General features: G+C 59.1%; 20 protein-coding genes. 11 read left to right on the forward strand and 9 right to left on the reverse strand.

What is annotated here, in order from left to right; translation table 11 throughout:
• Positions 1 to 59: 59 nt before the first annotated feature.
• Together lpdA and I6E58_RS07750 are read right to left on the reverse strand one after the other, a co-directional pair.
• Entirely contained in the window at positions 60 to 1433 is a 1374-nt protein-coding gene (lpdA, locus tag I6E58_RS07745) for a dihydrolipoyl dehydrogenase (RefSeq protein WP_197131957.1), read from the reverse strand.
• 99 nt (positions 1434 to 1532) lie between these two features.
• Positions 1533 to 3020, reverse strand: a complete 1488-nt coding sequence (locus tag I6E58_RS07750; RefSeq protein ID WP_231595172.1) for a leucyl aminopeptidase — start codon at positions 3018 to 3020, stop codon at positions 1533 to 1535.
• Between the two features lie 101 nt (positions 3021 to 3121).
• On the opposite strand from I6E58_RS07750, the gene I6E58_RS07755 reads away from it, so the two are divergent.
• The 3 genes from I6E58_RS07755 to I6E58_RS07765 all read left to right on the forward strand — a co-directional run bounded on the left by I6E58_RS07755 (position 3122) and on the right by I6E58_RS07765 (position 6318).
• Positions 3122 to 4057, forward strand: coding sequence for a proteasome assembly chaperone family protein (locus I6E58_RS07755; protein WP_129071525.1), 936 nt, complete (start codon positions 3122 to 3124; stop codon positions 4055 to 4057).
• A gap of 226 nt (positions 4058 to 4283) precedes the next feature.
• Positions 4284 to 5612: an RNA polymerase sigma factor gene (locus tag I6E58_RS07760; protein ID WP_129071524.1), complete on the forward strand. Its 1329-nt coding sequence runs from the start codon at positions 4284 to 4286 to the stop codon at positions 5610 to 5612.
• A 7-nt stretch (positions 5613 to 5619) separates the two neighbouring features.
• Complete coding sequence (locus I6E58_RS07765) at positions 5620 to 6318, forward strand: coenzyme F420-0:L-glutamate ligase (RefSeq protein WP_129071523.1); 699 nt, start codon at positions 5620 to 5622, stop codon at positions 6316 to 6318.
• A 31-nt stretch (positions 6319 to 6349) separates the two neighbouring features.
• On the opposite strand, the gene I6E58_RS07770 is transcribed toward I6E58_RS07765, so the two are convergent.
• Positions 6350 to 7351, reverse strand: coding sequence for a sugar-transfer associated ATP-grasp domain-containing protein (locus tag I6E58_RS07770; RefSeq protein WP_197131959.1), 1002 nt, complete (start codon positions 7349 to 7351; stop codon positions 6350 to 6352).
• A 72-nt stretch (positions 7352 to 7423) separates the two neighbouring features.
• Entirely contained in the window at positions 7424 to 7642 is a 219-nt protein-coding gene (locus I6E58_RS07775; RefSeq protein ID WP_197131962.1) for a hypothetical protein, read from the reverse strand.
• Positions 7643 to 7860: 218 nt separating this feature from the next.
• On the opposite strand from I6E58_RS07775, the gene I6E58_RS07780 reads away from it, so the two are divergent.
• The gene (locus tag I6E58_RS07780) at positions 7861 to 9939 is read left to right on the forward strand and encodes a type IIA DNA topoisomerase subunit B (protein ID WP_197131965.1); all 2079 of its coding nucleotides are present in this window, start codon (positions 7861 to 7863) and stop codon (positions 9937 to 9939) included.
• 138 nt (positions 9940 to 10077) lie between these two features.
• Here I6E58_RS07780 and I6E58_RS07785 read toward each other — a convergent pair whose 3' ends face one another.
• A complete protein-coding gene (locus I6E58_RS07785) occupies positions 10078 to 12537 on the reverse strand; it encodes a DNA topoisomerase (ATP-hydrolyzing) subunit A (protein ID WP_197131968.1) in 2460 nt (819 codons plus the stop codon).
• A gap of 99 nt (positions 12538 to 12636) precedes the next feature.
• Here I6E58_RS07785 and I6E58_RS07790 point away from each other — a divergent pair, with 99 nt between their 5' ends.
• The gene (locus I6E58_RS07790) at positions 12637 to 13689 is read left to right on the forward strand and encodes an alkaline phosphatase family protein (RefSeq protein ID WP_231595173.1); all 1053 of its coding nucleotides are present in this window, start codon (positions 12637 to 12639) and stop codon (positions 13687 to 13689) included.
• 63 nt (positions 13690 to 13752) lie between these two features.
• Here the strand turns inward: I6E58_RS07790 and sepH are convergent, their stop codons facing one another.
• Complete coding sequence (gene sepH, locus I6E58_RS07795) at positions 13753 to 14760, reverse strand: septation protein SepH (protein WP_197131975.1); 1008 nt, start codon at positions 14758 to 14760, stop codon at positions 13753 to 13755.
• Between the two features lie 200 nt (positions 14761 to 14960).
• Here sepH and I6E58_RS07800 point away from each other — a divergent pair, with 200 nt between their 5' ends.
• The gene (locus tag I6E58_RS07800; protein ID WP_100389298.1) at positions 14961 to 15254 is read left to right on the forward strand and encodes a DUF4193 domain-containing protein; all 294 of its coding nucleotides are present in this window, start codon (positions 14961 to 14963) and stop codon (positions 15252 to 15254) included.
• Here the strand turns inward: I6E58_RS07800 and I6E58_RS07805 are convergent.
• Positions 15229 to 15684, reverse strand: coding sequence for a DUF3093 domain-containing protein (locus I6E58_RS07805; RefSeq protein ID WP_197131978.1), 456 nt, complete (start codon positions 15682 to 15684; stop codon positions 15229 to 15231). The genes I6E58_RS07800 and I6E58_RS07805 overlap by 26 nt on opposite strands.
• A 69-nt stretch (positions 15685 to 15753) precedes the next feature.
• On the opposite strand from I6E58_RS07805, the gene dut reads away from it, so the two are divergent.
• From dut to dxs, 5 genes are all read left to right on the forward strand, one after another.
• Entirely contained in the window at positions 15754 to 16218 is a 465-nt protein-coding gene (gene dut, locus I6E58_RS07810) for a dUTP diphosphatase (RefSeq protein WP_197131981.1), read from the forward strand.
• Positions 16215 to 16823, forward strand: coding sequence for a DUF3710 domain-containing protein (locus I6E58_RS07815; RefSeq protein ID WP_197131984.1), 609 nt, complete (start codon positions 16215 to 16217; stop codon positions 16821 to 16823). Before dut ends, I6E58_RS07815 begins: the two co-directional genes overlap by 4 nt.
• A complete protein-coding gene (locus I6E58_RS07820) occupies positions 16820 to 17551 on the forward strand; it encodes a DUF3159 domain-containing protein (protein WP_197131987.1) in 732 nt (243 codons plus the stop codon). Before I6E58_RS07815 ends, I6E58_RS07820 begins: the two co-directional genes overlap by 4 nt.
• 181 nt (positions 17552 to 17732) lie before the next feature.
• The gene (gene acnA, locus I6E58_RS07825; protein WP_307842029.1) at positions 17733 to 20549 is read left to right on the forward strand and encodes an aconitate hydratase AcnA; all 2817 of its coding nucleotides are present in this window, start codon (positions 17733 to 17735) and stop codon (positions 20547 to 20549) included.
• Between the two features lie 142 nt (positions 20550 to 20691).
• Complete coding sequence (gene dxs / locus I6E58_RS07830; RefSeq protein WP_197131992.1) at positions 20692 to 22638, forward strand: 1-deoxy-D-xylulose-5-phosphate synthase; 1947 nt, start codon at positions 20692 to 20694, stop codon at positions 22636 to 22638.
• 104 nt (positions 22639 to 22742) lie between these two features.
• On the opposite strand, the gene I6E58_RS07835 is transcribed toward dxs, so the two are convergent.
• Together I6E58_RS07835 and I6E58_RS07840 are read right to left on the reverse strand one after the other, a co-directional pair.
• Positions 22743 to 24866, reverse strand: a complete 2124-nt coding sequence (locus tag I6E58_RS07835; protein ID WP_197131994.1) for a 3-hydroxyacyl-CoA dehydrogenase NAD-binding domain-containing protein — start codon at positions 24864 to 24866, stop codon at positions 22743 to 22745.
• A 2-nt stretch (positions 24867 to 24868) separates the two neighbouring features.
• A complete protein-coding gene (locus I6E58_RS07840; RefSeq protein ID WP_129071509.1) occupies positions 24869 to 26065 on the reverse strand; it encodes a thiolase family protein in 1197 nt (398 codons plus the stop codon).
• Between the last annotated feature and the right edge of the window lie 24 nt (positions 26066 to 26089).

Raw genomic sequence — 26089 nt, forward strand, 5'->3', positions numbered from 1 at the left:
AGTACTGCTCCTTTGTGATGCTTGTCATCAATAGCTTAGTTCCGTGGTTAAGGCGGAGCCTAGACCGCGTGAAGCGGCTTGCCTGCCAGGGCGAGGAATGCCTCGCCAAGGGCTTCATTTTGGGTGGGGTGTGCGTGAAGCAGCGGGGTGATGTCTTCGGGGTGTGCTTCCCAGTTGACGATCAATTGTGCTTCGCCGATCAGTTCCCCAACGCGGGCACCGATCATGTGAACGCCGACGACAGGGCCATCAACGACGCGGACAACCTTGATCGAGCCGGCCGTGCCGAGAATAGCGCTCTTGCCGTTGCCGCCCAGGTTGTAGTCGTACGCCTTGACGTTTTCTGCGCCGTGCGCCTCGATCGCCTTGGCTTCGCTCAGGCCGACCGACGCTACTTCGGGGTCACTGTAGGTAACCTTCGGAATGTTGAGATCGTCGATCACGATCGGCTTGAGGCCAGCGATCTCTTCGACAACAAAGATTCCGTGTTGGAAACCTCGGTGGGCAAGCTGAAGGCCTGGAACGATGTCGCCCACGGCATAGACGCCGGGAACGTTGGTCGCGAGGCGCTCGTTGGTCAGGACGAAACCGCGGTCCATCTCGATGCCGACTTCTTCAAATCCGAGGCCTGCAGTGGAGGGGCCGCGGCCGACGGCAACGAGAAGAAGCTCGGCTTCAACCGTTTCGCCGTTTTCGAGCGTCACGATAACTCCGTCGTCGTTCTGCTCAACGCTCTTGAACCGAACGCCGGTGTGGAAGTTGATTCCACGGCGACGGAAGGCACGCTCGAACTGCTTGCTAACAGACTCGTCTTCGTTGGGAACGAGGTGGGGGAGTCCTTCGATGATCGTGACGTCGGTACCCCAGCTCTTCCAGACGCTAGAGAACTCAACACCGATAACACCGCCACCAAGAACGGCGACCTTCTTGGGCACGAAGTCAAGCTCGAGCGCCTGTTCAGAAGTGATTACTCGGCCACCGATTTCGAGACCGGGAAGGCTGCGAGAGTATGAACCAGTCGCGAGAATCACGTTCTTACCGATGACAGTGTCTTCGCCGACCTGAACGGTGTTGGGAGCGACGAGCTTGCCTTCGCCCTCGATTACGTTGATGCCACGCATCTTTACAAGTCCTTGAAGGCCCTTGTACTTGCTTGCCACGATATCTTGGCGGTACTTGGTGACACCAGCGATGTCGATTCCATCAAGCGTGGCGGCGACGCCGTATTTGGCTGCCTCACGCGTGACGTCAGCAACCTCGGCCGAGTGCAGGAGAGCCTTGGTCGGGATGCAACCAACGTGAAGGCACGTGCCTCCAAGTTTGTTCTTCTCGATCAAGCCAACGGTCATACCCAGTTCGGCGGCGCGCAACGCTGCTGCGTATCCACCACTTCCTCCACCAAGAACGACAAGGTCAAAATTGTGCTCAGCCAATACAGCAGCTCCTCTGTAAGGAATTTGTTCGCCGGAACGCATGGTGTGTAATCCGTGCGACCGGATGGTGCGGAAAGAATCCGCGTTTAAAAAACCTTACTACGGACGAGAAAATTCCTCGGCCAGTTCAATGAGTGTCCGCACACCAATTCCCGTCGCTCCCTTGCCGACGTATCCCCAGCCCCCGCCACGGTTGTCCGAGGGGCCTGCGATGTCGATGTGCGCCCAGGGGATCGTTTCGGTGCTGTCAGCGCGCTTCCCCACGAAGTCTTTAAGGAAAGCAGCCGCGATGAGCATTCCACCGGCTGTGTTGCCTGGTTTGATATTCGCGATGTCTGCGATGTCGGAGGCGAGCAACGGGCGCAGTTCAGGGCTGATGGGCATGGGCCAGAAGGGTTCGCCCACTCGATCAGCTACGGAAACAACGTGCGCAACTAACGCCTTATCGCCCATAGCTCCGGCGTAGCGGTTGCCGAGAGCCACGACTGCCGCCCCGGTGAGCGTGGCGATGTCGACTATGGCGTCTGGGTTTTCCTCGCTGGCGGCAACTAGACCGTCAGCCATAACTAGCCGGCCTTCCGCGTCAGTGTTCAGTACTTCGACAGTTTTTCCGCCACGGATTGTCAGGACGTCGTTCGGGCGAATGGCACTTCCCGATGGCATGTTCTCTGCCAAGCAGAGCCACGCTGTGAGGCGTACGTTCGTTCGGAGTTTGGCGCACGCTTCGAGAACCGCCATCACTGTCGCGGCGCCGCTCATGTCGAACTTCATGCCGATCATGGAAAGTCCGGGCTTGAGTGAAAGCCCGCCCGAGTCGAACGTAATTCCCTTACCGACAAGCGCGAGGTGCTTCGTCGCGTCATTCGGGGTATAGCTGATCTTGACCAGGCGCGGGCCGCGAGTCGATCCTTGGCCTACTCCGAGGATGCCCCCAAAACCGCCCTCTTCCAGTTCCTTTTCAGCGAAGACTTCAACTTCAACGTTGTCGAGTGCCGCTAATTCGCTCGCGCGATCTGCGAAGGTTTCAGGGTAAAGCTCGCGGGGTGCTTCGTTGACGAGATCACGAGTGACGTGCGTCGCATGGGCGATGATCTCTGCCCGCTCAATCAGCGAAACATCGGCAACAGGGCTCAGAACGGTAATGGTACTTGCGTGTTGCTTTGCGGGCTCGGGGGGAGTCGAGCGATAAGCGTCGTAGGAGTATGCGCCAATGGCCGCGCCTTCGAGGATGGCGAGAGTGTCTGCCGACGATTCGGCTCCGAGCGCTAGCGCGATGTGAGAAGCACCGCGCAGCTGACGTGCGGCGGAACCAGCCGCGTAGCGCAAGTTTTCCGTTGAGCGCGCGGCATCGCCGAGCCCGATGAACGCGACGGCGGGGGCAGCGATGCCGTTGGCCGGAATGCGGTGCAGCTCGTCTGCCGCGCCGGTAGCACCGATCACGCTCAGCGATTGCTCAAACGAGGCGAGTGCTGGTGACGCGTCAACGAGCTTCGGGCCAGATTCTGTCTTCACCACCCCAATCACGAGAACATCGGACGTGAGTTCGGAGGCGGGCGAGGTGGACAAGTGCAACGTAGCAACGGTCATATCCTCATGATAGCCAGCATCGGCCTGCATGTTCGCTAGGAGCATGACGCTGTGGAGGTGTTTCAAGAGGTTGCTGTCGCGCCCGCGATTAGAGTGGAAGCATGCGAGATCCAGCCGGCCTATACGACATCGACACCGATGTCGCGGGTGTGCCGCGCGGCCTGCCCCTTGTCGCCGGTCTCACTGGCTTCGCGGATGCTGGTGGTGCTGTCAGCCAGTTCAGTCAATATCTGCTCGATACTCTCGAACGCACGGTCGTGGCTTCGTTCGACAACGACGCTCTACTCGACTACCGCGCACGTCGCCCGACAATCTACTTTGACCAAGATCACTTGAGCGATTACCGACCCGCAAAACTCGAGCTCTACCTGGCTAAGGACGAGCTGGGGCAGCCGTTCCTCCTTCTCACGGGTTATGAGCCTGACTTTCAGTGGGAACGCTTCTCCGCTGCTGTTCTGCGGTTGATCTCGAAGCTTGACGTGAAATCCACCACGTGGGTTCATGCGATTCCTATGCCGGTACCTCACACACGAAGCATTGGCGTCACCGTGAGCGGAAATCGCTCGGAGCTCATCGACGCCTTCTCCGTCTGGAAGCCGCACACGCAGGTTCCGGCGAACGCGATGCATCTGATCGAATATCGACTGCAAGAGATCGAGCACCCAACCGCCGGATTCGTACTTTTGATCCCGCACTATCTCGCGGACACTGAATGGCCAACGGCGGCCGTTACGGCGCTCGAGAGTGTCAGCGCCGCAACGGGTCTTATCTTTCCCACCGATCGGCTTCGTGAAGAGGGCCGAGAGTTCGTCGCCAAGATCGATGGTCAAGTCGAAAGCAACCAAGAGCTTGCCAAGCTTGTAGGCACTCTTGAAGAGCGCCACGACAACTACATGGAGGAGAATCCGATGCGTTCGCCTCTGACGGATGAAGATGGCGAACTCCCGACAGCAGACGAGATAGCCGCAGAGTTGCAGAAATTCCTAGCGATCCGTCGCGCCGGTGACGACGATGGCGCATCGAATCATCCTCTGTAACCCGAGAAACCGCACCGCACTGAACTGACAGCATGATGCACACTCGTTGCATAGTTGCTGCCGACTCGGCAAGAGCGATCGTGTGATGGTGCAAAGCATCGAAAAAGCGTGGCATAATGGGTTTAAGACCCGGTCTTGTTTCTGGTTCTGTATTGCCGTGCGGTGATTCAGACGGAGACTTGACATGGGTCTTAGTACTGCCCGAAAACCTCGGAAAGGTGTTCACATGGCGACCCGAACTCAGACTGCGGAGACTGCATCCGCACCCAAGAAAGCCCCCGCGAAAGCGGCCACTAAGGCCGGAACGCGTGCTAAAGCTGCCGACGCAGTTGAAGAGCTAGCTACCGCCGCCGAAGGTGCAGCGAGCGCGCCCAAGAAGGCCCCCGCAAAGAAAGCAGCGACGACGAAGTCGCCTGCAGCTGCCAAGAAGCCTGCCGCAAAGAAGCCCGCGACGCGAGGCAAGAAAGCTGCCGCCGAAGCTGACGATATTGTCGAGGCTGACGGCGAAGAAGCGAAGCCCGAGGACGATCAAGACGAAAAGTCGAAGAGTAAGGATGAGGCACTGCCCACCGGCGCTCTCGTTCTTTCTCTGGTCGACGATGACGACGACGTCCCCGTGTATTCCGCCGCGATCACCGGTGCCACGGCAGACCCTGTCAAGGATTACCTGAAGCAAATCGGCAAGGTTGCTCTGCTCAACGCCGCTCAAGAAGTTGAGCTAGCAATGCGTATCGAAGCCGGCCTGTTTGCGGAAGACAAGCTTTCCGAAATGGCGCCCGGCGAAGTTCGTTCAACGCTCGGTCGGGAGCTCCAGTGGGTAGCTAAGGACGGCCAACGCGCTAAGAGCCACTTGCTCGGTGCCAACCTGCGCCTGGTTGTGTCTCTCGCTAAGCGCTACACCGGTCGTGGAATGCAGTTCTTGGACTTGATCCAAGAGGGAAACCTCGGCCTCATTCGTGCCGTAGAGAAGTTCGACTACACCAAGGGCTTCAAGTTCTCGACTTACGCCACGTGGTGGATCCGTCAAGCGATTACTCGGGCAATGGCCGACCAAGCTCGTACGATTCGTATCCCGGTTCACATGGTTGAAGTCATCAACAAACTCGCGCGTGTTCAGCGCCAGATGCTTCAGGATCTGGGTCGCGAGCCCACGCCAGAAGAACTGTCGCGCGAACTGGACATGACGCCCGAGAAGGTCGTTGAAGTTCAGAAGTACGGCCGTGAACCAATTTCGCTCCACACTCCGCTCGGTGAAGACGGCGACAGCGAGTTCGGTGACCTGATCGAGGATACCGAGGCTGTTGTTCCTGCCGACGCCGTTGGCTTCACCATGCTGCAAAAGCAGCTCGAGAGTCTTCTTGACTCGCTCTCCGAGCGTGAAGCAGGCGTTATTCGTATGCGCTTCGGCCTCGGCGATGGTATGCCGAAAACTCTTGACCAGATCGGCGATACGTTCGGCGTAACGCGTGAACGCATCCGTCAGATTGAATCGAAGACGATGGCCAAACTGCGCCACCCGTCACGCTCGCAGTCACTGCGCGACTACCTCGAATAGGCCAACAATGGGTGCTGAAGCGAACGCTGGTAAGAGTCTCACCGTCGAGGTCGATGGCGCCGTTTACGAACGGCTTCCCATCAAGACTCGACTGGTGGTTCGTGAAGACGACATCGTTCAGGTCGTCTCGGAGTACGCGGCAGATGTCGTGCGCGATGGAGACTTGCTCTTTGTCACGGAAAAAATTGTCGGAATCACGCAGGGGCGGGCTTACCCGATCTCTGAGGTAGAGCCGCGCAAGCTTGCGACCTTCCTTTCGAAGTATGTGACTAAGACATCTCACGGCATCGGCCTAGGCATGCCCGAGACGATGGAAATGGCGTTGCGTGAGTGCGGCACTCCTCGCATTCTGTTCGCAGCTGCTGTGGCCGCCGTCACGAAGCTCGTGGGGCGACGCGGTGACTTCTACCGGATTGCAGGGCCCAAGGCTCGAGCGATCGATGGGCCCACGAAAAACACAATTCCGCCGTACGACTCCCACGTCGTACTCGGCCCAGCCCGACCTGACGGTGTTGCCGCTGACATTGCGGCTGCGCTGGACCGCGATGTTCAGGTGCTCGTTGTGGATATCAACGACTTCGGCGGAAACATCCTCGGTTCGACAGCCGATCGGGCAACGAGTGATCTGGTATTGAAGGTCCTGAAAGATAACCCTCTCGGGCAGGATCACCAGAGCACTCCTCTTGGCGTTATCCGTCGGGCCTAACGCCACACGATCGCGCTCGTGTCGGGCACTGTTAGAAGTCGATTACCCGGCGGAACTTGGGGAGTAGCCCCGTCTTGATACCGGTAAGACTCGGCTTCATCTGGAAGACGCCGGTGTTGTAGTTGCCCTCGATGATGGCCGGTCCGGTGGTGGAGATCGCGACATCCCAGCCCACGTAGGGGATCTCCGGGATCATTCGGCCGACGGTATCGAGCGTGCGCAGAACTTCGTCGTAGAGGGGGACCTGAAAGCCTACAATCGGCGTTCCCGATTGTGGATGCACGGTAAAAGTGTTCGCATATTTGTCGAAGGCGCCATAGGGGGCGATGCCGGTTTTCTCGTCGAGCACCGTGTACATGCCGCCGCGACCGTAATTGTCGACGTCAGCACCGTTGCCCATTCTCAGGACGGCTTCCATAACATGCACATTCGTGCCATCGAAGAATGTAATCATCCGCAGGGAATTGACGCTGGTCGGGCAAAGAGCTGACATCTCCGCGTGCTGCTCGATGAACGCTTCAACGAGAAACTGCCGGCGCGAGAGGAGCTTTCGATACAGCGCTCTGGCGTCAGCCAGCTCAGGACCACTGTATTTTTCGATGCCAGCGCCGCTCATGCTATCCACGACTTTGACCATGATCGGGTCGTGGTTTCGCAGGAACTCAACGAAATCAGCTTCATCGGCGGTTCTCAGGTCGAGCCAGGCACGGCCGAGCCATTGATCGAAGGTCCGATTGAAGGTCGGCTTGTCATAAAACCGCTCACGAAAAGCGCGCTGGTTGTATTTGACCACGATGGAGTTGGCGTTGCCGCTGGTGATCCAGGTGCTCCGTTGAGAGGAGGACAGCGTGTTGAACTCGAATTCTTCGTAATCGAGGTAACCCGATTGATAGACGAGCGAACACCAGACCATGTCAAGAACAATGACGATCGTCGGGGTCGAGCTGCGTGCGCTAATTGCGCGCGCAACGCCGATCATATTTTTGACGTCGAGCGACACAAGACGCGACACATAGTGTCGGATGCGCTTCACAGTACTCCTACGAAGGTCACACCGACACCAGCGCCGGCAACGAACTAACTACTGCTCATGATAGCCGAAGCTCTACGCAGTGAGTCGGCTCGACTCGTCGTGCCACTTGAGCGCGGTGGGGAAGAGCTTGTCTTTGAACTTAGCGCCGTGGTGGGCGCAGAAGAGGAGGTCGCCACTGGTGAGGGTCGCGCGAATGTAAGCCTGCGCGCCACAGCTGTCACAGCGATCGATCGCCGTGAGGGTGTAGTCCATCTCATCGACTGGGGTGTCTTCTGTTGCAATGTTCGACATGGCCTACTCCTTCTTGATGCTTGCGGTTGTTATTCCGTACGCCTATACAAGCATGACCGCCTGCAAATTCTTCCTACATTGAGGGCATTTCGCTCAGCGCGTAGCCCGGTCGCTCAGTCGTTCCCTCATGGTGCTGATGGGTGTCGGTGAGAGGCGATGTCATGGCGAGACCGTAGTCTTGGATGTGGCCTACCGCTCTCAACCCCTAGGAGATAACTATGGCGAGCTCTGACTATTCAGCCCGTCACCTATCCGTGCTCGAGGGGCTTGAAGCCGTTCGCAAACGGCCCGGAATGTACATCGGGTCCACCGACTCTCGTGGACTCATGCACTGCCTCTGGGAGATCATCGACAACTCGGTTGACGAGGCCCTTGATGGCCACGGTTCTGAGATCAGCGTGATCTTGCACGCGGATGAAAGCGTTGAAGTAAGGGACAAGGCCCGCGGTATTCCCGTGGATGTCGAACCTAAGACCGGACTCACAGGCGTTGAAGTTGTTTTCACGAAGCTTCACGCGGGTGGAAAGTTCGGTTCTGGCTCGTACGCGGCGTCGGGTGGACTTCACGGCGTTGGTGCTTCGGTCGTTAACGCGCTATCCGAACGTCTTGATGTCGAAGTCGATCGCAATGGCAAAACGTATGCGATGTCGTTCCACCGCGGTGAGCCCGGTACGTTCGCTGATTCGGGGGAGCCGACTCCGGATGCGCCCTTCACGCCGTTCGTTTCGGGTAGCGAACTTGCTGTTATTGGCAAAGTGCCGAAGGGGCGCACGGGTACTCGTGTGCGCTACTGGGCTGATCGCCAGATTTTCACGAAGGGCGCGACGTTCCAGTCTGACGGGCTGATCGATCGCCTCCGCCAAACGGCCTTTCTCGTGCCCAATCTCACTCTGAACGTAACGGATGAGCGGGGCGAGGAGCCTCGTCACGAATCGTTCGCCTTCGAGGGCGGAATTTCGGAGTTTGTTGAGCACCTCGCCGTAGACCCGCCGATCACGGATGTGTGGCGATTGACCGGATCTGGTGGCTTCACCGAAAGTGTGCCCGTTTTGCAAGAGAACGGTCATATGGTCTCGACTGAAGTGTCCCGTGATTGCGTTGTGGATGTCGCGCTGCGCTGGGGCACCGGTTACGACACGGTGATAAAGAGCTTCGTGAACATCATCGCGACGCCAAAGGGCGGAACACACCTCGCTGGATTCGAGCAGAGTTTGCTCAAATTCCTGCGGGCGGAGGCTGAGAAGAACTCCCGCCGTCTGAAGCTTGGCAACGACAAGCTGGATAAAGATGATGTGCTCGCTGGGCTCACCGTGGTGCTGACCGTTCGGCTGCCTGAACCTCAATTCGAGGGACAGACTAAGGAGATTCTCGGCACGCCCGCCGTTCGAGCGATTGTCGCCAAGGTAATTGCGGCAGCGCTTTCTGAACGCTTCACCTCGACGAAACGCGATGACAAGTCGCAGGCGGCACTCGTGCTCGACAAGGTTGTTGCCGAGATGAAGTCGCGTATCTCTGCTCGAGCTCACAAAGAAACCCAGCGCCGCAAGAACGCCCTCGAGAGCTCCAGCCTCCCGGCCAAGCTCGTCGATTGTCGTTCCAACGACGTCGCGAACAGTGAGCTCTTCATCGTCGAGGGTGACTCTGCGCTCGGAACAGCAAAGTTGGGGCGCGATAGCGAGTACCAAGCATTGCTTCCGATCCGCGGCAAGATCCTGAACGTTCAAAAGGCGTCGATCAGCGACATGTTGTCCAACGCTGAGTGCGCATCCATAATTCAGGTCATTGGAGCGGGCTCGGGGCGCAGTTTCGATCTGTCAACTGCCCGTTACGGCAAGGTCATCATCATGGCTGATGCTGATGTCGACGGTGCCCACATCCGCACGCTGCTGTTGACGCTCTTCTTCCGCTACATGCCCGACATGATTCGAGATGGGCGCGTCTACGCTGCTGTCCCTCCGCTTCACCGAGTGGTGGTGATCAATCCTGGTTCCAAGCCCAACGAGACGATCTACACCTACTCGGAAAAGGAACTCAACGGGGTTCTTGCCGGCTTGAAGAAGTCCGGTAAGCGCTACCAAGACCCGATCCAGCGTTACAAGGGCCTCGGTGAAATGGATGCCGACCAGCTCGCGAGCACCACTATGGACCGCAACAATCGAGTTCTACGACGTGTCAACATCGCGGATGCCGAGAATGCTGGCACGGTCTTCGAACTCCTGATGGGCAATGAGGTGGCTCCGCGCAAGGAGTTCATCATCCAGGGCCAGGGTCTCGATCGCGACCGGATCGACGTCTAGCTCGGGATCGTCGTGGGCGTTCACCGCCCGTGAGAGACGTCACGTGTAATTGATCTTCAACGACTGAGGGCCGTTACCTGAATTGTTCAGGTAACGGCCCTCAGCCGTTAAATCGCGGTCGTGCGCGATTGGCTCTGGCTACGGAGTGAACCCAATCGATCCGATCACGCTGTCGAGCGGCATGCCTGAACCATCACGCTTGGTTCGTTCGGTTGGAAGCTGCCGAACAGCGCCATCTGGTCCGACAGCTGTTGCGGGAACTCGTCCGACCCACGCGAGCGTGAGCACATCCTCGCCCTTGAGCAAGGAGTGAGCGCGCACACCGCCGGTGCCGCGACCCTTGGCCGGGAACTGGGAGAACTCGCTGAGCTTTACACGCCCCGGATCGGTGCCGGGGATCGTGACGCTCGACCCCGAAACCGTAACCGCTACGTTTTCAGAGTCGGCATCCACAGCATCGAAGAAGATAACTTCTGCTCCTGAGGCGACTCGGATGCCAGCCATACCGCCGGCGCTGAGCCCTTGCGGACGCACTGCCGCGGCAGCGAAGTGCAGCAGTTGGGTGTCCGAAGTGACGAAGGTGAGCTCGTCATCGTCTGCGCTGTGTGCCGCTCCTACGAGCTCGTCTCCGGCTTTGAGGGAGATGATCTCGAAGTCTGGCTTCGACGGCCAGACGCCCGGTGTGATGCGTTTGACGATGCCCTGGCGGGTTCCGAGAGCAATCGGTTCCTCGCTATTGAGCGACACGATGGCGAGAACATGTTCTTTCTTGTCGAGAGTGAGGTACTCGCTGACCTTCGCACCGGCCCCCAACTGAACCGAACTTGTCGGAACACTCGGCAAATCTACGGCGGTGAATTTTATGAGGCGGCCGCGGTTCGTGATCGCACCGATCTCGGTACGCGTCGTAGTGGTGACACGCGAACGGATCGCGTCGTGCTTCGAGCGCCGAGATGCCGCCAGCACGGTGTCACCATCGCTAATACCTACGCGAATGATTCGACCAGTCGTGGAGAGCAGGACGATGCACGGCTCATCAGCGATCTCGAGGACAGCCTGATTCTTGCGTGCCGCTGCTCGCGACGTAGTGGCAATCGAAGCAGGTGCCTCAGTGAGCAGCGTGCGTCGCGGGGTTCCAAATTTTTCAGCGACCGCGTCGAGTTCGTCTGAAACTAGAGCGCGAATGAGGTTGTCGTCTGAAAGCAGCGCTTGAAGGCGTGCGATCTCCGCGCGCAGCTTCTCGGCCTCGGCCTCGAGCTCGATGCGGCTGAACTTAGTGAGACGCCGCAGGCGAAGCTCAAGGATGTATTCGGCTTGCAGCTCGCTGAGGTCGAACACTTCCCGTAGGCGTGTTCGCGCTTGATCGCTGTCATCGCTCTTGCGAATGACCTGAATGACCTCGTCGATATCGACGATGGCGATCAGCAGACCCTCCACGAGGTGCAGTCGTTCGAGATGCCGCGCCAGACGGTATTTGCTGCGACGCGTAACCACCTGCAGTCGGTGCTTGAGAAAGACCTCGAGCAAAGGCTTAAGTCCGAGAGTCTGTGGCCGACCGTCAACGAGAGTCACCGCGTTGATGCTGAAGTTATCTTCCAGCGGGGTGAGGCGGTACAGCTGCTCGAGCACGGCATCCGGGCTGAAGCCGGTCTTGATACCGATGACGAGGCGCAGGCCGTGGTTGCGATCGGTGAGGTCGGTGACATCCGAGATGCCGACGATCTTCTTGTTATTGACGCCGTCTTTGATCTTCTCGATGACGCGCTCGGGGCCGACCAGATAGGGAAGTTCGGTGACGACGAGGCCCATCTTGCGGGCGGTGATCGACTCGACGGCGACCGTGGCGCGGGTCTTGAACGCGCCGCGACCGTTCGCGTAGGCATCCTTCACTCCGGCAAGCCCCATGATCTTTCCGCCGGTGGGAAGGTCGGGTCCCGGCACGAACTGCATGAGTTCTTCAAGCGACGCTTCGGGGTTCGTCAGCAAGTACTGCGCGGCGCCGACGACCTCAACGAGGTTGTGGGGAGCCATGTTGGTCGCCATACCCACGGCGATACCACTCGCACCGTTCACCAGGAGGTTCGGGAATGCCGCCGGCAAAACCTCGGGCTGCGTAGTTGAGTTGTCGTAGTTGGGGACGAAGTCGACGACGTCTTCGTCGAGGTCATCCGTCATCGCGATCGCGGATGCCTGCAAGCGAGCTTCGGTATACCGCGGAGCAGCGGGGCCGTCATCCAAAGAACCGAAGTTGCCGTGACCATCGATCAGCGGCACCCGCAGGATGAAGCTTTGTGTCAGGCGCACCATGGCGTCGTAGATGGAAGCGTCACCGTGAGGGTGAAGCTTTCCCATAACGTCGCCGACGACGCGCGACGACTTGACGTGGCCCTTTTCGGGTCGCAGGCCCATCTCACTCATCTGGTACAGAATTCGACGCTGCACCGGTTTGAGGCCGTCGCGAGCGTCGGGAAGCGCACGCGAATAGATCACGGAGTACGCGTACTCCAAGAACGAGCCCTGCATCTCGGTCGTGACATCGATGTCCTCGATGCGTTCGCCGGCGGGGGAGTCTGGGGTGGGTTTTGTGGGAGTAGCCATAGGATTGCCCTAATGTTACCGGCGCTCAACCCAGACTCAGCGAACCTTACCGATGTGTTGTCAAGTTCATTTCAGGCAATATCGGGCGAGGCGAACTGCTTGAGCCTGCCTCCCGTGCGTCACGCGGTTGTACTTCTCGTCGACGGCATGGGGGCTCACAACCTCAAGGCCAGGCTGGGACATGCGCGCACGCTTGCCGGTGCATTTTCCAAAGCTGCGGTTATTCAATCGGGATTTCCGACGACGACGGCCGCGGCAATCGCGGGTCTCACTACAGGCCAACGCGCGGGGCAGCATGGTCTGGTGGGGTACAGCGCGTTCGACCCCGTCAACGATCGTGTTTTTCAGCAGCTTTCGGGCTGGGATTCCCGCACCGACCCTGCAACCTGGCAGCGAGTGCCGACGATTTTTGAGCTCGCTTCGAAGCGTGGCTTTACAGCGGTCACGGTGGGAGCGGCGCGTTACCGTGACTCGGGCTTCACGAAGGCAGTTTTGCGCGGCGCGCGTTACCTCGTTGCGGGCTCGCTTGCTGAACGGGTGCGAGCTGCGGTAGAAGTTGGGCACACGAGCGATCAACCATCGCTCACTTACGTCTACGCCCCGGAACTCGACATGGCCGGTCACGCCAATGGATGGCAATCATCGCAATGGACTCACGCGCTCGAAGCGCTCGATGCTGCGCTTGCCGCTTCGGTCCCGCTCTTGGCCCCTGACCAAGGACTCCTCGTTACCGCTGACCATGGAATGATCGACATTCCTCGCGAGTCGCATGTCTTGTTTGATTCCGCTCCCGAGCTGCTCGAGGGCATCGCGCACATCGCCGGTGAGCCACGTTGCCTTCAGCTTCATTTCCACACAGGCGTCGATGCAGATCTCCGTAGCGCCGTTCTCGAGCGCTGGCGGGAATCCGAAGGCGGCCGAGCGTGGGTCGCTAGTCGCGATGAAGCGATTGATGCAGGATGGTTTGGCGAGGTTGCCCCAGATGTTGTCGCTCGTATCGGTGACATCATCGTCGCCGCCCGCAAGGCAATCGCCTATTACGATTCTCGGGCGGCCAACGACAAGGGACGCAACATGATCGGCCAGCATGGATCATGGTCAGACGAAGAACTGCGGGTACCGCTGCTGCGTTACGGAGCATTTGCCCTCTGACCCCGGGTTCCTCGGGGCCGAGTCGCGCAGTGGGCGCGGGGTATGTCGTGCGGTGAGCGAAGGCTAGGCCGGGTCGTCGTCGGGCTTGGTTCCGAAAACGATGTCGTCCCAGCTGGGCATGGCGACCCGTCGTCGTCGTGCCTTTGCGGTTGGTTGAGGTGCTGTTGCATGGGGCGGCGCAGGGGCGTCCCGACGTTCGTCCGCAGCGGGAGGATCAAGCAGTCGCATCGAGGGCTCGGGGTTGATCGTCGGAGCAGGCTCTTCTTCAGGCTCAAAAGTTGCGGGTTCGCGTTCGCCGCGGCGACGACGTAACGCGTCGAGCAGATCAGCAGTCTGGTTACCGACGCCGGCTTCCGCACTTCGATCGCGCATGACGGGCAACTCTGCTGGCCGGATGGGAGCGGGTTCGGCCGAGAGGTCGTCGATGTCGAATGCCCCGCTATCGAAGCGCGCGGCATCCGGAGCCCCCTCTGTCGGTGCTACGGCGCGGAGGCGCGGAATGAGCGCCCCGGTTACCTCGCCCTGCTGCGACAGGGTCTTTGCCTCGTTGTTGAGGGGAGCAAGAGCTTGGCGTTTGGGGTCGTACTGCCACCGCGCGTCATGATCGATAGTGTTCGCGCTGAACGATAGCTTGACGATCCACCCAGACTCTGGGTCTTTCCAACTGGCCCAGCGCTCATTGGCCGCGTGCATGTCGACAAGTCGTTCGCGGATAGCGGAACCGAAAGTTCGGGTCGAAGTGAGGGTGTCAGTTTCGCCGGCGACGTGAACGGGAACAGCGAGAGCTGACTTGACGACGAACTCGCGCTCGGCGACGACTGGTCCCTCGAAGCGCTCGATGTACTCCAAGTCGGCACCGGTGAGGTTGGCAACGTCCTGTGCGGACATGCCAGCCCGAATGTGGGCCTGAATCTCGCGGGGAGCAAGCTTGGGGCCGGTCCCCGAAAGGGCACGGCTCTGACGCAATCGAGATTGCAAAACGCTGTCGACCGCGAGGCGATATCTCGTGCCGTCGTTACTCGACACGATCAGCGCACCGTCTTGTACTTCGATTACCCGAAGGTCTTCCATAGTGAACTTCTCCAGCCGTCAAGATTCACCATTAGGTTCGCACGCCTTGAGTGCTTTTCCCGGGAATAACACGCCTCCGTGAACAGTTGTCACAGGCGCTGCACAGTGATGCAGAATCGACGGTTTGCAATTCGGCTCGCTTTCATGGAGACTGTGCCCGCCGATTCCGGTGATTCAACGTAAAAAAGAAGTGGATGGGCATGGCCACCGACTACGACGCACCTCGTAAGACCGACGACGACTCCGAGTCGATCGAGGCTCTTAAAGAGCGTGTTCCTGACAAAATGTCGGGCTCGGTTGACGTCGACGATTCAGACAACCCGGCGAACTTTGAGCTTGCCGGCGCAGACCTTTCTGACCTGGACCTCGATGTGGTCGTTCTGCCTCCTCAGGCGGACGAATTCACTTGCGTGAGCTGCTTCCTTGTGAAGCACCGCTCGCAGGTCGACCACACAACCAAGCTGGGCGCTATTTGCCTGGAGTGTGCAGCTTAACCTCTGCGATTGCTTCAGCAACCAATTCGGGAGTGCGACTCGACAACAACCAATACGGTGTCGGGTCGCTCTCATCGAGTAGCTCAAGGCGCACGACGGGCGACACCCAGCCTCGTATCATTAGCCACGCCCGAGCATCCAGCCGTTGTCCGCGCTCGAGCGTCGCCTCGGCGCCGTCGAACGTAGTTACCTCCCCGATAATTTCTAGCGGAAGCCTGGCACTGCCAGCGCGCAATTCTTTCTCGTCAATAGTGATGAGCGGCGCCGACCACAGCAGAAAGCCAACAATCGCCAGATAAAGCACGGCGGCAGTGATGTAGCCGACGGTGATGTTGATCGGCAAGAACACCAAGATGCTGGCCGGAATAATGAGTGCGGTGCTGATGTAGAGCCACGCGGTGGGCCACAAGCGTTCACGGTAGTAAGTCACTCATCCATTACACACTGATTTTGGTGGCGGCGTTTCGGTGAGTTGTCTCTTCTGCACTAGCCTCGACTCGTGATTGACAACGTTGAGGTCCTTATCTCCTCCGGCCAAACCCCGACCTACGCGCACCCGGGGGACGCGGGCGCCGATCTTTATTCGGCCCAGAGTTATTCGCTTGCGCCCGGGGCGAGAGAAACGGTAGCGACGGGAGTGTCGATCGCTCTTCCGGCGGGGTATGTGGCTTTCGTCGTTCCCCGTAGCGGGCTGGCGTCTCTCCACGGCATCACCGTCGTCAATAGTCCCGGCACTGTGGATGCAGGCTACCGAGGTGAAATTCGGGTTACGTTGCTCAATACTGATGCTTCGTCCACTTTCGATATCGAGCCGGGCGATAGAATCGCGCAATTGATCGTTATGCCAGTTTCCCGAGCTCGATTCATTCCCGTCTCGACTCTTCCTGGCAGCCATCGCGGTGAGGCGGGCTTCGGCTCGACCGGATTCCGCGCAGAGTCAACACAACAAGGAGCCACGTCGTGAGCGACACTACTGAGACCGAGCAGCCGCAGGATCACCCCAAGTCGGCACCGGAGAATCGTGCCACTGCTGGCCCGCTCGACGAGAGCGAGGCAAACGCCGTTCGGCCGTATGTGGACTTGGGCGGAGTGAAGATCCTTCCGCGCCAAGAGCTGCACTTGCGACTCGAAGTTGAAGAGGCGAGTAAGCGAGTTGTTGCCGTCGGCCTCGACTACGCAGGCTCAACACTTCAAATTCAGCCTTTTGCTGCACCCCGTTCGAGCGGCCTGTGGCACGAAATTCGCCAGCAGATCATCGGCCAAGTAAATACTCAGGGCGGAACGACCACGGTCTCCGAAGGGCCTTTCGGTCCTGAAGTCTTTGCTGAGATTCCCGTTGCCGGAAAGCCGGGTGAGAAGCGCATTGCTCGTTTCGTCGGTGTCGACGGCCCACGTTGGTTCCTGCGCGGGGTCATTGCCGGTGAGGCGCTCACGAGCGCGGATGCTGCTACGAAGATTGAAGACCTGTTCCGTTCCATTGTGGTTGTGCGAGGAAGCACGCCCATGCCGCCGCGCGACTTGATTCCGCTGCACATGCCTGCCACGGGTGACAAGGAAGCCACCGCGTGAGTTTGGCCGACGAACACGCGGGGGAGTCCGACTCGAATCAGCCGGGCGTCGACCCTAGTGTTCGTGAGGCCTTAGCTGCGGCCGCACGTCGTTCCGCTGTCGGGCATGTCGCCCCCGGGGAAGCTCCCACATCAAGCGCTCTGTTGGCGGCGATGGGCGGAATCCGCGGCCTCGTGGAGTCCATTCTTCCCGGGCTCGCGTTTTTGGTCATCTTTACGATCACGCAGGAGCTCGTGGCGTCTGTCGTGGCTCCGGTTGTCGTCGCTCTGGGTTTCGTGGTCGCTCGAGTTGTTTCGCGCACTCCTGTGTCGTCGGCGCTGGTGGGGGTCTTGGGCGTGGCGCTCTCCGCTGGTCTTGCACTGATTACGGGGCGAGCCGAGGATAATTTCGTTCTCGGTTTCGTTATCAATTCGCTCTTTCTCATCGCGATCCTCGTGAGCGTGATCGCGCGACGTCCTCTCGTGGGGCTCATCGCAACGTTCCTGGTTCCGAGTGCGGCCGACTGGCGAGAAGACAAGGCTAAATTTCGGGTTGCACTGATCGCGACCGTTCTCTGGGCGGCACTTTTCGCGCTTCGTCTTGCCGTCGAATTGCCGCTGTACTTCGCAGAAGCTACGCAGGCTCTCGCTACGGCGAAGCTTCTTTTGGGAGTTCCGCTCTACGCCGGCGTGCTCTGGGTGACGTGGCTGTTGATGCGCACGGCCTATGGGCGAAGCGAGTCCGCGTAGTTCGCGCTCCTCGCCGTGGCAACGTGAAGGCGCCACGACCATGGTGTATATTTATCTCGACATCAAGATACTTTTGGTAGAAGTCGCAGCGCAGGTACTGCGATTCAGTCTTAGGCTTGCCTTGCTGGATGCAGCACACGCTCCGCGCAAGGATTGAAGAACCGTAGCAAGGGAGATGACAGTGTCGACAGTCAATAGTTTTGGGTCGAAAGACACCCTCACAGTCGGTTCGTCCGACTATGAAGTGTTCCGCATCGACAAGGTAGCGGGATACGACAAGCTACCGTTTAGCCTCAAGGTTTTGCTCGAGAACCTCCTGCGTACTGAAGACGGAAAGAACGTCACGAAGTCGCAGATCGAGTCCCTCGGATCCTGGGTGCCCAGTGCAGACCCCGATACCGAGATTCAGTTCACCCCCGCCCGCGTCGTTATGCAGGACTTCACCGGCGTGCCATGCATCGTTGACCTTGCCACCATGCGCGAGGCGGTCGCCGAGCTCGGTGGAGACCCCACCAAAATCAACCCCCTCGCGCCGGCAGAGCTCGTGATCGACCATTCGGTCATCGCCGATCTCTTCGGTTCAGACAACGCTCTTGAGCGCAACGTCGAGCTTGAATACGAGCGCAACGGGGAGCGCTACCAGTTCCTTCGCTGGGGTCAGAGCGCGTTCAATGACTTCAAGGTTGTTCCTCCCGGAACCGGAATCGTTCATCAGGTCAACATTGAGCACCTCGCCCGTGTCACCTACACCCGTGAGGTTGACGGCAAGACTCGGGCGTTCCCCGACACCCTCGTTGGCACCGACTCGCACACCACGATGGTCAACGGCCTCGGAGTGCTCGGATGGGGCGTTGGCGGAATCGAAGCCGAGGCAGCAATGCTCGGCCAGCCCGTTTCGATGCTCATCCCCAAGGTCGTCGGTTTCAAGCTCAACGGCACGATCCCTGCCGGAGTCACCGCGACCGACGTTGTTCTCACAATTACGCAGATGTTGCGCCAGCACGGCGTCGTCGGCAAGTTTGTCGAGTTCTACGGAGAGGGAGTCGGCGCAGTGCCGCTCGCCAACCGCGCAACCATCGGAAACATGAGCCCCGAGTTCGGTTCCACCGCTGCGATGTTCCCGATCGACGACGTGACCCTTGACTACCTGCGTCTCACCGGCCGCAGCGAAGAGCAGGTCGAACTCGTCGAGGCATATGCCAAGCTCCAGAAGCTCTGGCATGACCCGAGCGTCGAGCCCAACTACAGCGAGTACATCGAGATGGATCTCGGTACTGTAGTTCCCTCGATCGCTGGACCGAAGCGCCCGCAGGACCGTATCGAGCTCACCAAAGCCAAGAGCCAGTTCGAGATCGACCTCAACAACTACGCGGCAATGGATCACACCAAGGTCGACGACGTCGTTGAAGACTCCTTCCCGGCGTCTGATCCCAGCGGAACCACCCCGCAAGACGAGGACTGGGCTCATGTGCCCTCAACTGTCCACGCCAGCCACCCGCCGGTGGCCGCATCGCAGCCGACCGCTGTAAATGTTGAAGGTGGAGAATCGTTCACGATCGACCACGGTTCCGTTGCAATTGCCGCGATCACGTCGTGCACCAACACCTCAAACCCCTCCGTCATGCTTGCGGCTGGCCTCTTGGCTCGCAACGCGGCCGCAAAGGGACTCAAGTCAAAGCCGTGGGTCAAGACCACTCTGGCTCCCGGTTCCAAGGTCGTCACTGACTACTACGCCAAGTCGGGACTCGATGAGTCGCTTGAAGCTCTCGGCTTCTACACCGTCGGTTATGGCTGCACCACGTGTATCGGTAACTCCGGTCCGTTGGAAGACGAAATCTCCACCGCGATCAACGAGAACGATCTTGCGGTCACCGCGGTTCTTTCCGGTAACCGTAACTTCGAGGGTCGCATCAACCCCGACGTGAAGATGAACTACCTCGCGAGTCCGCCGCTGGTTATCGCGTACGCCCTTGCCGGAACGATGAACTTCGACTTCGACAACGACGCGCTCGGCCAAGACCAGGAGGGCAAGGATGTCTTCTTGAAGGACATTTGGCCCGACGCGGCTGAAGTTCAGGCAACGATCGACTCGTCGATCGACCGTGAGATGTTCACCCACGAATATGCGGGCGTCTTCGACGGCGACGAGCGTTGGCAGAACCTGCCCACGCCCACCGGTTCCACTTTTGAGTGGGATGACGAGTCGACCTACGTGCGCAAGCCCCCGTACTTCGAGGGAATGACTATGGAGATTACTCCGGTCAGCTCGATCACGGGTGCCCGTGTTCTTGCGAAGCTGGGTGACTCGGTTACGACCGACCACATCAGCCCTGCCGGTTCGATTAAGGGTGACAGCCCCGCCGGAATCTACCTCGCTGAGCACGGCATCGACCGCAAGGACTTCAACTCCTACGGTTCGCGTCGCGGAAACCACGAAGTGATGATTCGCGGAACCTTCGCGAACATCCGCCTTCGTAACCAGCTTCTCGATGGAGTTGAGGGTGGCTACACTCGCGACTTCACCACGCCGGATGCCGTGCAGTCGTTCATCTACGACGCGGCGCAGAACTACGCAGCGCAGGAGACTCCGCTCGTCGTTCTTGGTGGCAAAGAGTACGGTTCCGGTTCGTCGCGTGACTGGGCGGCCAAGGGAACGAGCTTGCTCGGAGTGAAGGCCGTCATCTGCGAGAGTTTCGAGCGTATTCACCGCTCCAACCTCATCGGAATGGGCGTTCTACCGCTGCAGTTCCCTGAGGGCCAGAGCTGGGAGTCGCTGGGACTCGACGGCACCGAGAGCATCAGCATCTCGGGCGTTGAAGAGCTCAATGACGACCGCATCCCGAGCACGCTCCACGTAGTAGCTGTGCCGACTGCGCACTCGCCTGAGGGCAAGTCAACGGTCGAGTTCGATGCAAAGCTTCGCATCGATACTCCTGGTGAAGCTGACTACTACCGCAATGGTGGAATCCTCCAGTACGTTCTGCGTTCGCTGGTCTAACTAGCGCGTGCGCACGAAGCGCGCGGTCGGGAGCTAAGGCTCGCGCCGCGCGCTTTTTGCGTTGTTGCAGCAGGCTGGATGGAGGTTCACAGTCGCGTGTTTTCTTGTTCACAAGGCAATCGAAGAAGCCTAGACTGGAGCAATGAACATACTCGAGGGAATCAATGGTCCCCGAGATCTAGACGGTCTCTCCACTCAGCAACTTACCCAGCTAGCGCAAGAGATTCGCGAATTTTTGATCGAGAATGTTTCTCGCACCGGTGGGCATTTGGGCCCTAACCTTGGCGTGGTCGAGCTGACGACGGCGATTCATCGGGTGTTTGACTCGCCGCGGGACGCTGTGGTGTTTGATACGGGCCACCAAAGCTACGTACACAAAATCTTGACCGGACGTAAAAACTTCACAAAGTTGCGTTCCGAGGGAGGGCTTGCGGGTTATCCACAGCGCTCGGAGTCCGAGCATGACATCGTGGAAAGTTCCCATGCTTCGAGCTCACTGTCGTGGGCTGACGGTATCTCTCGAGCATTCGAGATGACGGGCCAGAGTGATCGCCACGTTGTTGCTGTAGTCGGTGATGGCGCACTCACGGGCGGTATGACCTGGGAAGCCCTCAACAACATCAGCGACGATAACAGCCGTAATCTGGTGATCGTTGTTAATGACAACGGTCGCTCTTACGCGCCAACCATCGGCGGAATGGCCCACTTCCTGAACAGCGTACGCACGCGACGTTCCTACCGATCCCTGCACGGGTCGAGCGAGAAGTTCTTCGGAGCTTTCGGTGGGCCAGGTCGTGCTCTGTACCGCGGCATTCGCGGTGGAGCTCACGGTTTTCTCTCACGCTTCAGCAACAACGAAGCGCTGTACTCAAACCTCGATATTAAGTATTTGGGGCCGGTACACGGGCATGACATCGGAGCGCTCACGGAGGCTCTTGAACAGGCCAAGTCCTACGGAGCTCCGGTCATTGTTCATGCAATCACAGAGAAGGGGCGTGGCTATGAGCCAGCCCTTGCTGATGTCGCTGATCAGTTTCATGCGGTTGGTCAGATCGACCCTGCTACGGGGGAGTCGACCACGAGTGGCGGCGCTGCATCGTGGACATCAGTGTTCTCTGAAGAGATCGTGATGCTTGCGGATGAGAACCCGCGTCTCGTGGGGATCACAGCGGCGATGCTTCGTCCGACAGGTCTCCACCGCTTCGCTGAGAAGTATCCAACTCGCGTTCACGACGTCGGTATCGCTGAACAGCATGCGGTGACATCAGCGGCGGGTCTCGCTTTCGGCGGACTTCATCCGGTAGTAGCCCTCTATGCCACCTTTATCAACCGTGCGTTCGACCAAGTCCTTATGGATGTCGCGCTGCATCGTGCTGGCGTTACTTTCGTGCTTGATCGAGCTGGTGTAACTGGCCCCGACGGTGCGAGTCACCACGGTATGTGGGACCTTGCGCTTTTGCAGGTCGTGCCGAACATTCGTATCGCTGCTCCACGAGACGCTCCTCGCCTGCGTGAAGAGCTGGGCGAGGCCGTGGTGGTCGACGATGCACCGACAGTGATCCGTTTCGCCAAGGGCACTGTAGGAACCGAGTACGACGCGCTTCGTCGCACTTCGGACGGGGTCGATGTGCTCCGGGAGGACGACCAGCGTGACGTTCTCATTGTCACGGTGGGTTCGATGGCCAAGACAGGTTTGCAGGTCGCAGAGCTTCTCGCAGCCCAAGGAATCGGTGCGACCGTTATCGACCCTCGCTGGGTTGTTCCCGTTCCCAAGAGTGTGATCGATTTTGCCGCTGATTATCGTCTCGTGATCACGATCGAAGACGGTGTGCGAGTTGGCGGAATTGGAACACGGATTCGTCAAGACATGCGTGCCGCCGGTGTAGACACGGCAGTCACCGAACTTGGCCTGCCGGACAAATTCCTGGATCACGGCAGCCGTGACTACATCCTCGATCAGGTCGGGCTGACCCCGCAACATATCGCTCGCGACGTCGTGGCTCAGGTTCTTGGCAGCAAGATTCCGATTGCACGCCCACTGACTGATAGCGACTCCGACGAATATCGTCTTCCCGCTGAGCGCAGCTAGCGGCAACGGTACACCCCACCGCGTAACGCGCGTTAACGTCTCGAGGCCCTGTTCAGATCTTCTCTGAACAGGGCCTCGGTCGTAGCGCTAGTGGAGCTGTGCGCCTACTGAACGCCGCGAATGAGCGGAGTGTGGAAGGTGCTGCCGAACGCTCTCTCCGACGCTCCAGCGCGGTCGAGGTACGGAGTTACTCCACCCATCTGGAAGGGATAGCCCGCACCGAGAATGAGACAGAGGTCGATGTCCTCAGCGGCTGCGACCACTCCGTCTTCTAGCATCCGATGAATTTCGTCGGCGAGACCATCTTCGATGCGGATCTGCAGCTGTTCCGCCGTCATTGGCGTGCTTCCGCCCTTGACGATCTCGACAGCCTTCTTTGAAACGCCCTTTGACTTACCCTTGTTGTCGCGGTCGAAAATGAATCCGAGCTCGGCAAGTTTGTGCAGGTTTTCGCTCTCGAAGAAGCGCTCAGGGAACGCAGCGTGGTGAGTATCGAGCACATGCGCGCCGACCTTGAGTCCGACGAGTTCGAGTAGCTCGAACGGCGTCATCGGTAGACCGAACGGACGCGTCGATTCTTCTACGACCTCGAACGGCGTTCCGGTGTCTACGGCGTGCATCGCTTCACCGAGCACCTTGGCGAGAATGCGGTTCACAACGAAACCCGGGGTATCCGTAGTGATGACGGCGTTCTTGCGCAGGTTCTTGGCCGTGACCATCGCCGTAGCGAGCGACTCGTCGTTGGTGTGTGGCGTCTTCACAACCTCGATCAGTGGCATGACCGCCACAGGGTTGAAGAAGTGGAAGCCGACAACCCGCTCCGGGTGCTTGAGCTTGGCTCCGATTTGCTCCACAGACAATGACGAGGTGTTGGTCGCGAGGATCGTTTCGTCAGAGATGTACTGCTCAACCTCAGCGAAGACAGCCTGCTTGGCGCCCAATTCCTCATAGATAGCTTCGATGACCCAGTCACAGTCAGCAAAATCAGCCTTGTCGGTGGTGCCAGTGACTAGCGCCTTGAGACGGTTGGTGTCGTCCGACGAGAGGCGACCCTTCTCGTTCAGCTTGTCGATCTCGGCGTGGATAGCAGCTACGCCAGCATCCGTTGCGGCCTGGTCGAGGTCAGTGATGACGACGGGGACCTGCAAGCGGCGCACAAAGAGCAATGCGAACTGGCGAGCCATGAGCCCGGCACCAATAACGCCAACCTTGGTCACCTTGCGAGCGAGCTCTTTGTTAGGCGCCCCTGCCGGGCGTTTCGCGCGCTTTTGAACGAGGTTGAAGGCGTAAATGCTCGCCTGGAACTGGTCACCCGAGATCATGTCGGCAAGAGCGTTGTCTTCGGCTTCAAAGCCCGTCTTCTTGTCGGTGTTCTTGGCAGCCTTGAGCAGAGCCAGAGCGGCATAGGGCGACTTAGCGACGCGACCGATGCGGCTAGCCAACATCTTCTCTGCGATGCCGATCGCAACATCCCACTTCACGGTGCGTTCGATCTTGCCCGGCTCGTTCTTGCGCTTCACCTTCGTAGTGCCAGCAATGACCCCGTCAGCCCAACGAATTGAGTCTTCGAGGAAGTTCGCCGGACCAAACATGGCGTCGGCGATGCCGAGTTCGAAAGCCTCAGGGCCCTTGAGCATCCGGTTGTTTTTGAGCGGGTTCTCAATGACGACCTTCAGGGCATTCTCGATGCCGATCAGGTTCGGGAGCAACCACGCACCACCCCAACCGGGGATAAGGCCAAGGAAGACCTCGGGGAGGGCAAACGCCGGAACCGAGCTGTCAATAGTGCGGTAGTCAGCGTTGAGAGGGATCTCTACACCACCGCCCAGAGCTAGTCCGTTGATGAAGACGAAGGACGGAACGCCGAGTTCGCTGAGCTTGCCCAGTGCCCAGTGACCCAACTGGGCCATCTGCTTGCCCGTCTCGCGGTCAGGAATCTCGCTCACCTTCGACAAGTCGGCGCCAGCGGCGAAAATGAACGGCTTGCCGGTTACGGCGACTCCGTGAATTTCTCCAGCGGATGCCCGTTCCTTTTGCTCGTCGAGCACCTTTGCGAACTCAAGCAAGGTCGCTGGGCCGAGAGTGTTCGGACGAGTGTGGTCCTTGCCATTGTCGAGAGTAATCAGGGCGAGCGTGCGGCCAGCAGTGAGGGGCACATCGCGAACAAAGGAGTGGGTAATTACCTCGTCTTTAGCGAGGTCTGAAAGACGTGCGAACTGCTCGGTCATGGTTACTTTGCTCCCTTGTAGTTCGGGTTTTCCCAAATGACTGAACCGCCCTGACCGAGGCCAACGCACATCGCGGTGAGACCGAATTGCACCTCAGGGTGCTGTTCGAACTGCGCGGCGAGTTGGATCATGAGTCGAACGCCCGACGACGCGAGCGGGTGGCCCATGGCAATGGCGCCGCCCCACTGATTGACGCGAGGATCTTCATCATCGATACCGAAGTGATCGAGCAGTGAGAGGACCTGAACTGCGAAAGCTTCGTTGAGCTCAAACAGGCCAATATCGTTGATCGTCAGGCCAGCCTTGCGGAGAGCCTTCTCGGTTGAGGGGATCGGGCCAATGCCCATGATCTCTGGTTCCACCCCGGCGTAGGCAAAGCTCACCATGCGCATCTTGGGCTTCAGGCCGAACTCGCGGGCGGCATCCCCGCTCGCGATGATGCTGGCGGTTGCCCCATCGTTGAGGCCGGAAGCGTTTCCAGCGGTGATACGGCCGTGAGAGCGGAACGGAGTCTTGAGGCCAGCGAGGCCCTCAAGCGTGGTTTCAGGGCGAAGGCCCTCGTCACGGGTAGCGAGTCCCCAGCCGGCTTCACTCTTAGTCGCGACCGGGATGAGGTCGGGCTGAATCTTGTTGGCTTCATAGGCGGCCGTCGCGCGTTGCTGGCTGCGAAGTGCGAATGCATCTGAGCGAGCCTTGGTGAGCTGGGGGAAACGGTCGTGCAGTTTCTCCGCCGTGTTGCCCATGTTAAGAGCTTCGGGATCGACGATCTTTTCCGACATAAAGCGAGGGTTAGGGTCAACGCCCGAGCCCATCGGGTGGTGTCCCATGTGCTCAACGCCGCCGGCGATAGCCAGGTCGTAGGCACCGAAGGCGATTCCGCCAGCCACATTGGTAACGGCGGTCATGGCACCAGCGCACATCCGGTCGATGGCATAGCCGGGGACGGAGGTGGGCAAGCCTGCGAGCAGCGCAGCGCTGCGGCCGATTGTGAGGCCCTGATCTCCGGTCTGAGTAGTTGCAGCGATGGCTACTTCATCAAAACGATCTTTGGGGATCTGGGGATTTCGCTCCAGAACTCCGATCATCGCCTTGACGACAAGGTCATCGGCTCTGGTATTCCAGAACATGCCCTTCTCGCCAGCACGTCCAAATGGAGTACGGACTCCATCTACGAATACAATCTCGGTTTCCTTGGCCACAATGCCTCCACTAAATCCTTGGAT

The organism is Salinibacterium sp. SWN1162, from assembly GCF_015864675.1.
In the GTDB taxonomy this organism is placed as follows: domain Bacteria; phylum Actinomycetota; class Actinomycetes; order Actinomycetales; family Microbacteriaceae; genus Rhodoglobus.

What these genes read in the sequence shown, in the direction of transcription:
- sepH (WP_197131975.1), bottom strand. Translation starts at nt 14,760, where the DNA reads ATGGAAGACCTTCGGGTAATCGAAGTACAAGACGGTGCGCTGATCGTG.
- dxs (WP_197131992.1), top strand. Translation starts at nt 20,692, where the DNA reads ATGAACATACTCGAGGGAATCAATGGTCCCCGAGATCTAGACGGTCTC.
- I6E58_RS07800 (WP_100389298.1), top strand. Translation starts at nt 14,961, where the DNA reads ATGGCCACCGACTACGACGCACCTCGTAAGACCGACGACGACTCCGAG.
- I6E58_RS07775 (WP_197131962.1), bottom strand. Translation starts at nt 7,642, where the DNA reads ATGTCGAACATTGCAACAGAAGACACCCCAGTCGATGAGATGGACTAC.
- I6E58_RS07785 (WP_197131968.1), bottom strand. Translation starts at nt 12,537, where the DNA reads ATGGCTACTCCCACAAAACCCACCCCAGACTCCCCCGCCGGCGAACGC.
- I6E58_RS07765 (WP_129071523.1), top strand. Translation starts at nt 5,620, where the DNA reads ATGGGTGCTGAAGCGAACGCTGGTAAGAGTCTCACCGTCGAGGTCGAT.
- I6E58_RS07780 (WP_197131965.1), top strand. Translation starts at nt 7,861, where the DNA reads ATGGCGAGCTCTGACTATTCAGCCCGTCACCTATCCGTGCTCGAGGGG.
- I6E58_RS07755 (WP_129071525.1), top strand. Translation starts at nt 3,122, where the DNA reads ATGCGAGATCCAGCCGGCCTATACGACATCGACACCGATGTCGCGGGT.
- I6E58_RS07760 (WP_129071524.1), top strand. Translation starts at nt 4,284, where the DNA reads ATGGCGACCCGAACTCAGACTGCGGAGACTGCATCCGCACCCAAGAAA.
- I6E58_RS07835 (WP_197131994.1), bottom strand. Translation starts at nt 24,866, where the DNA reads ATGACCGAGCAGTTCGCACGTCTTTCAGACCTCGCTAAAGACGAGGTA.
- I6E58_RS07750 (WP_231595172.1), bottom strand. Translation starts at nt 3,020, where the DNA reads ATGACCGTTGCTACGTTGCACTTGTCCACCTCGCCCGCCTCCGAACTC.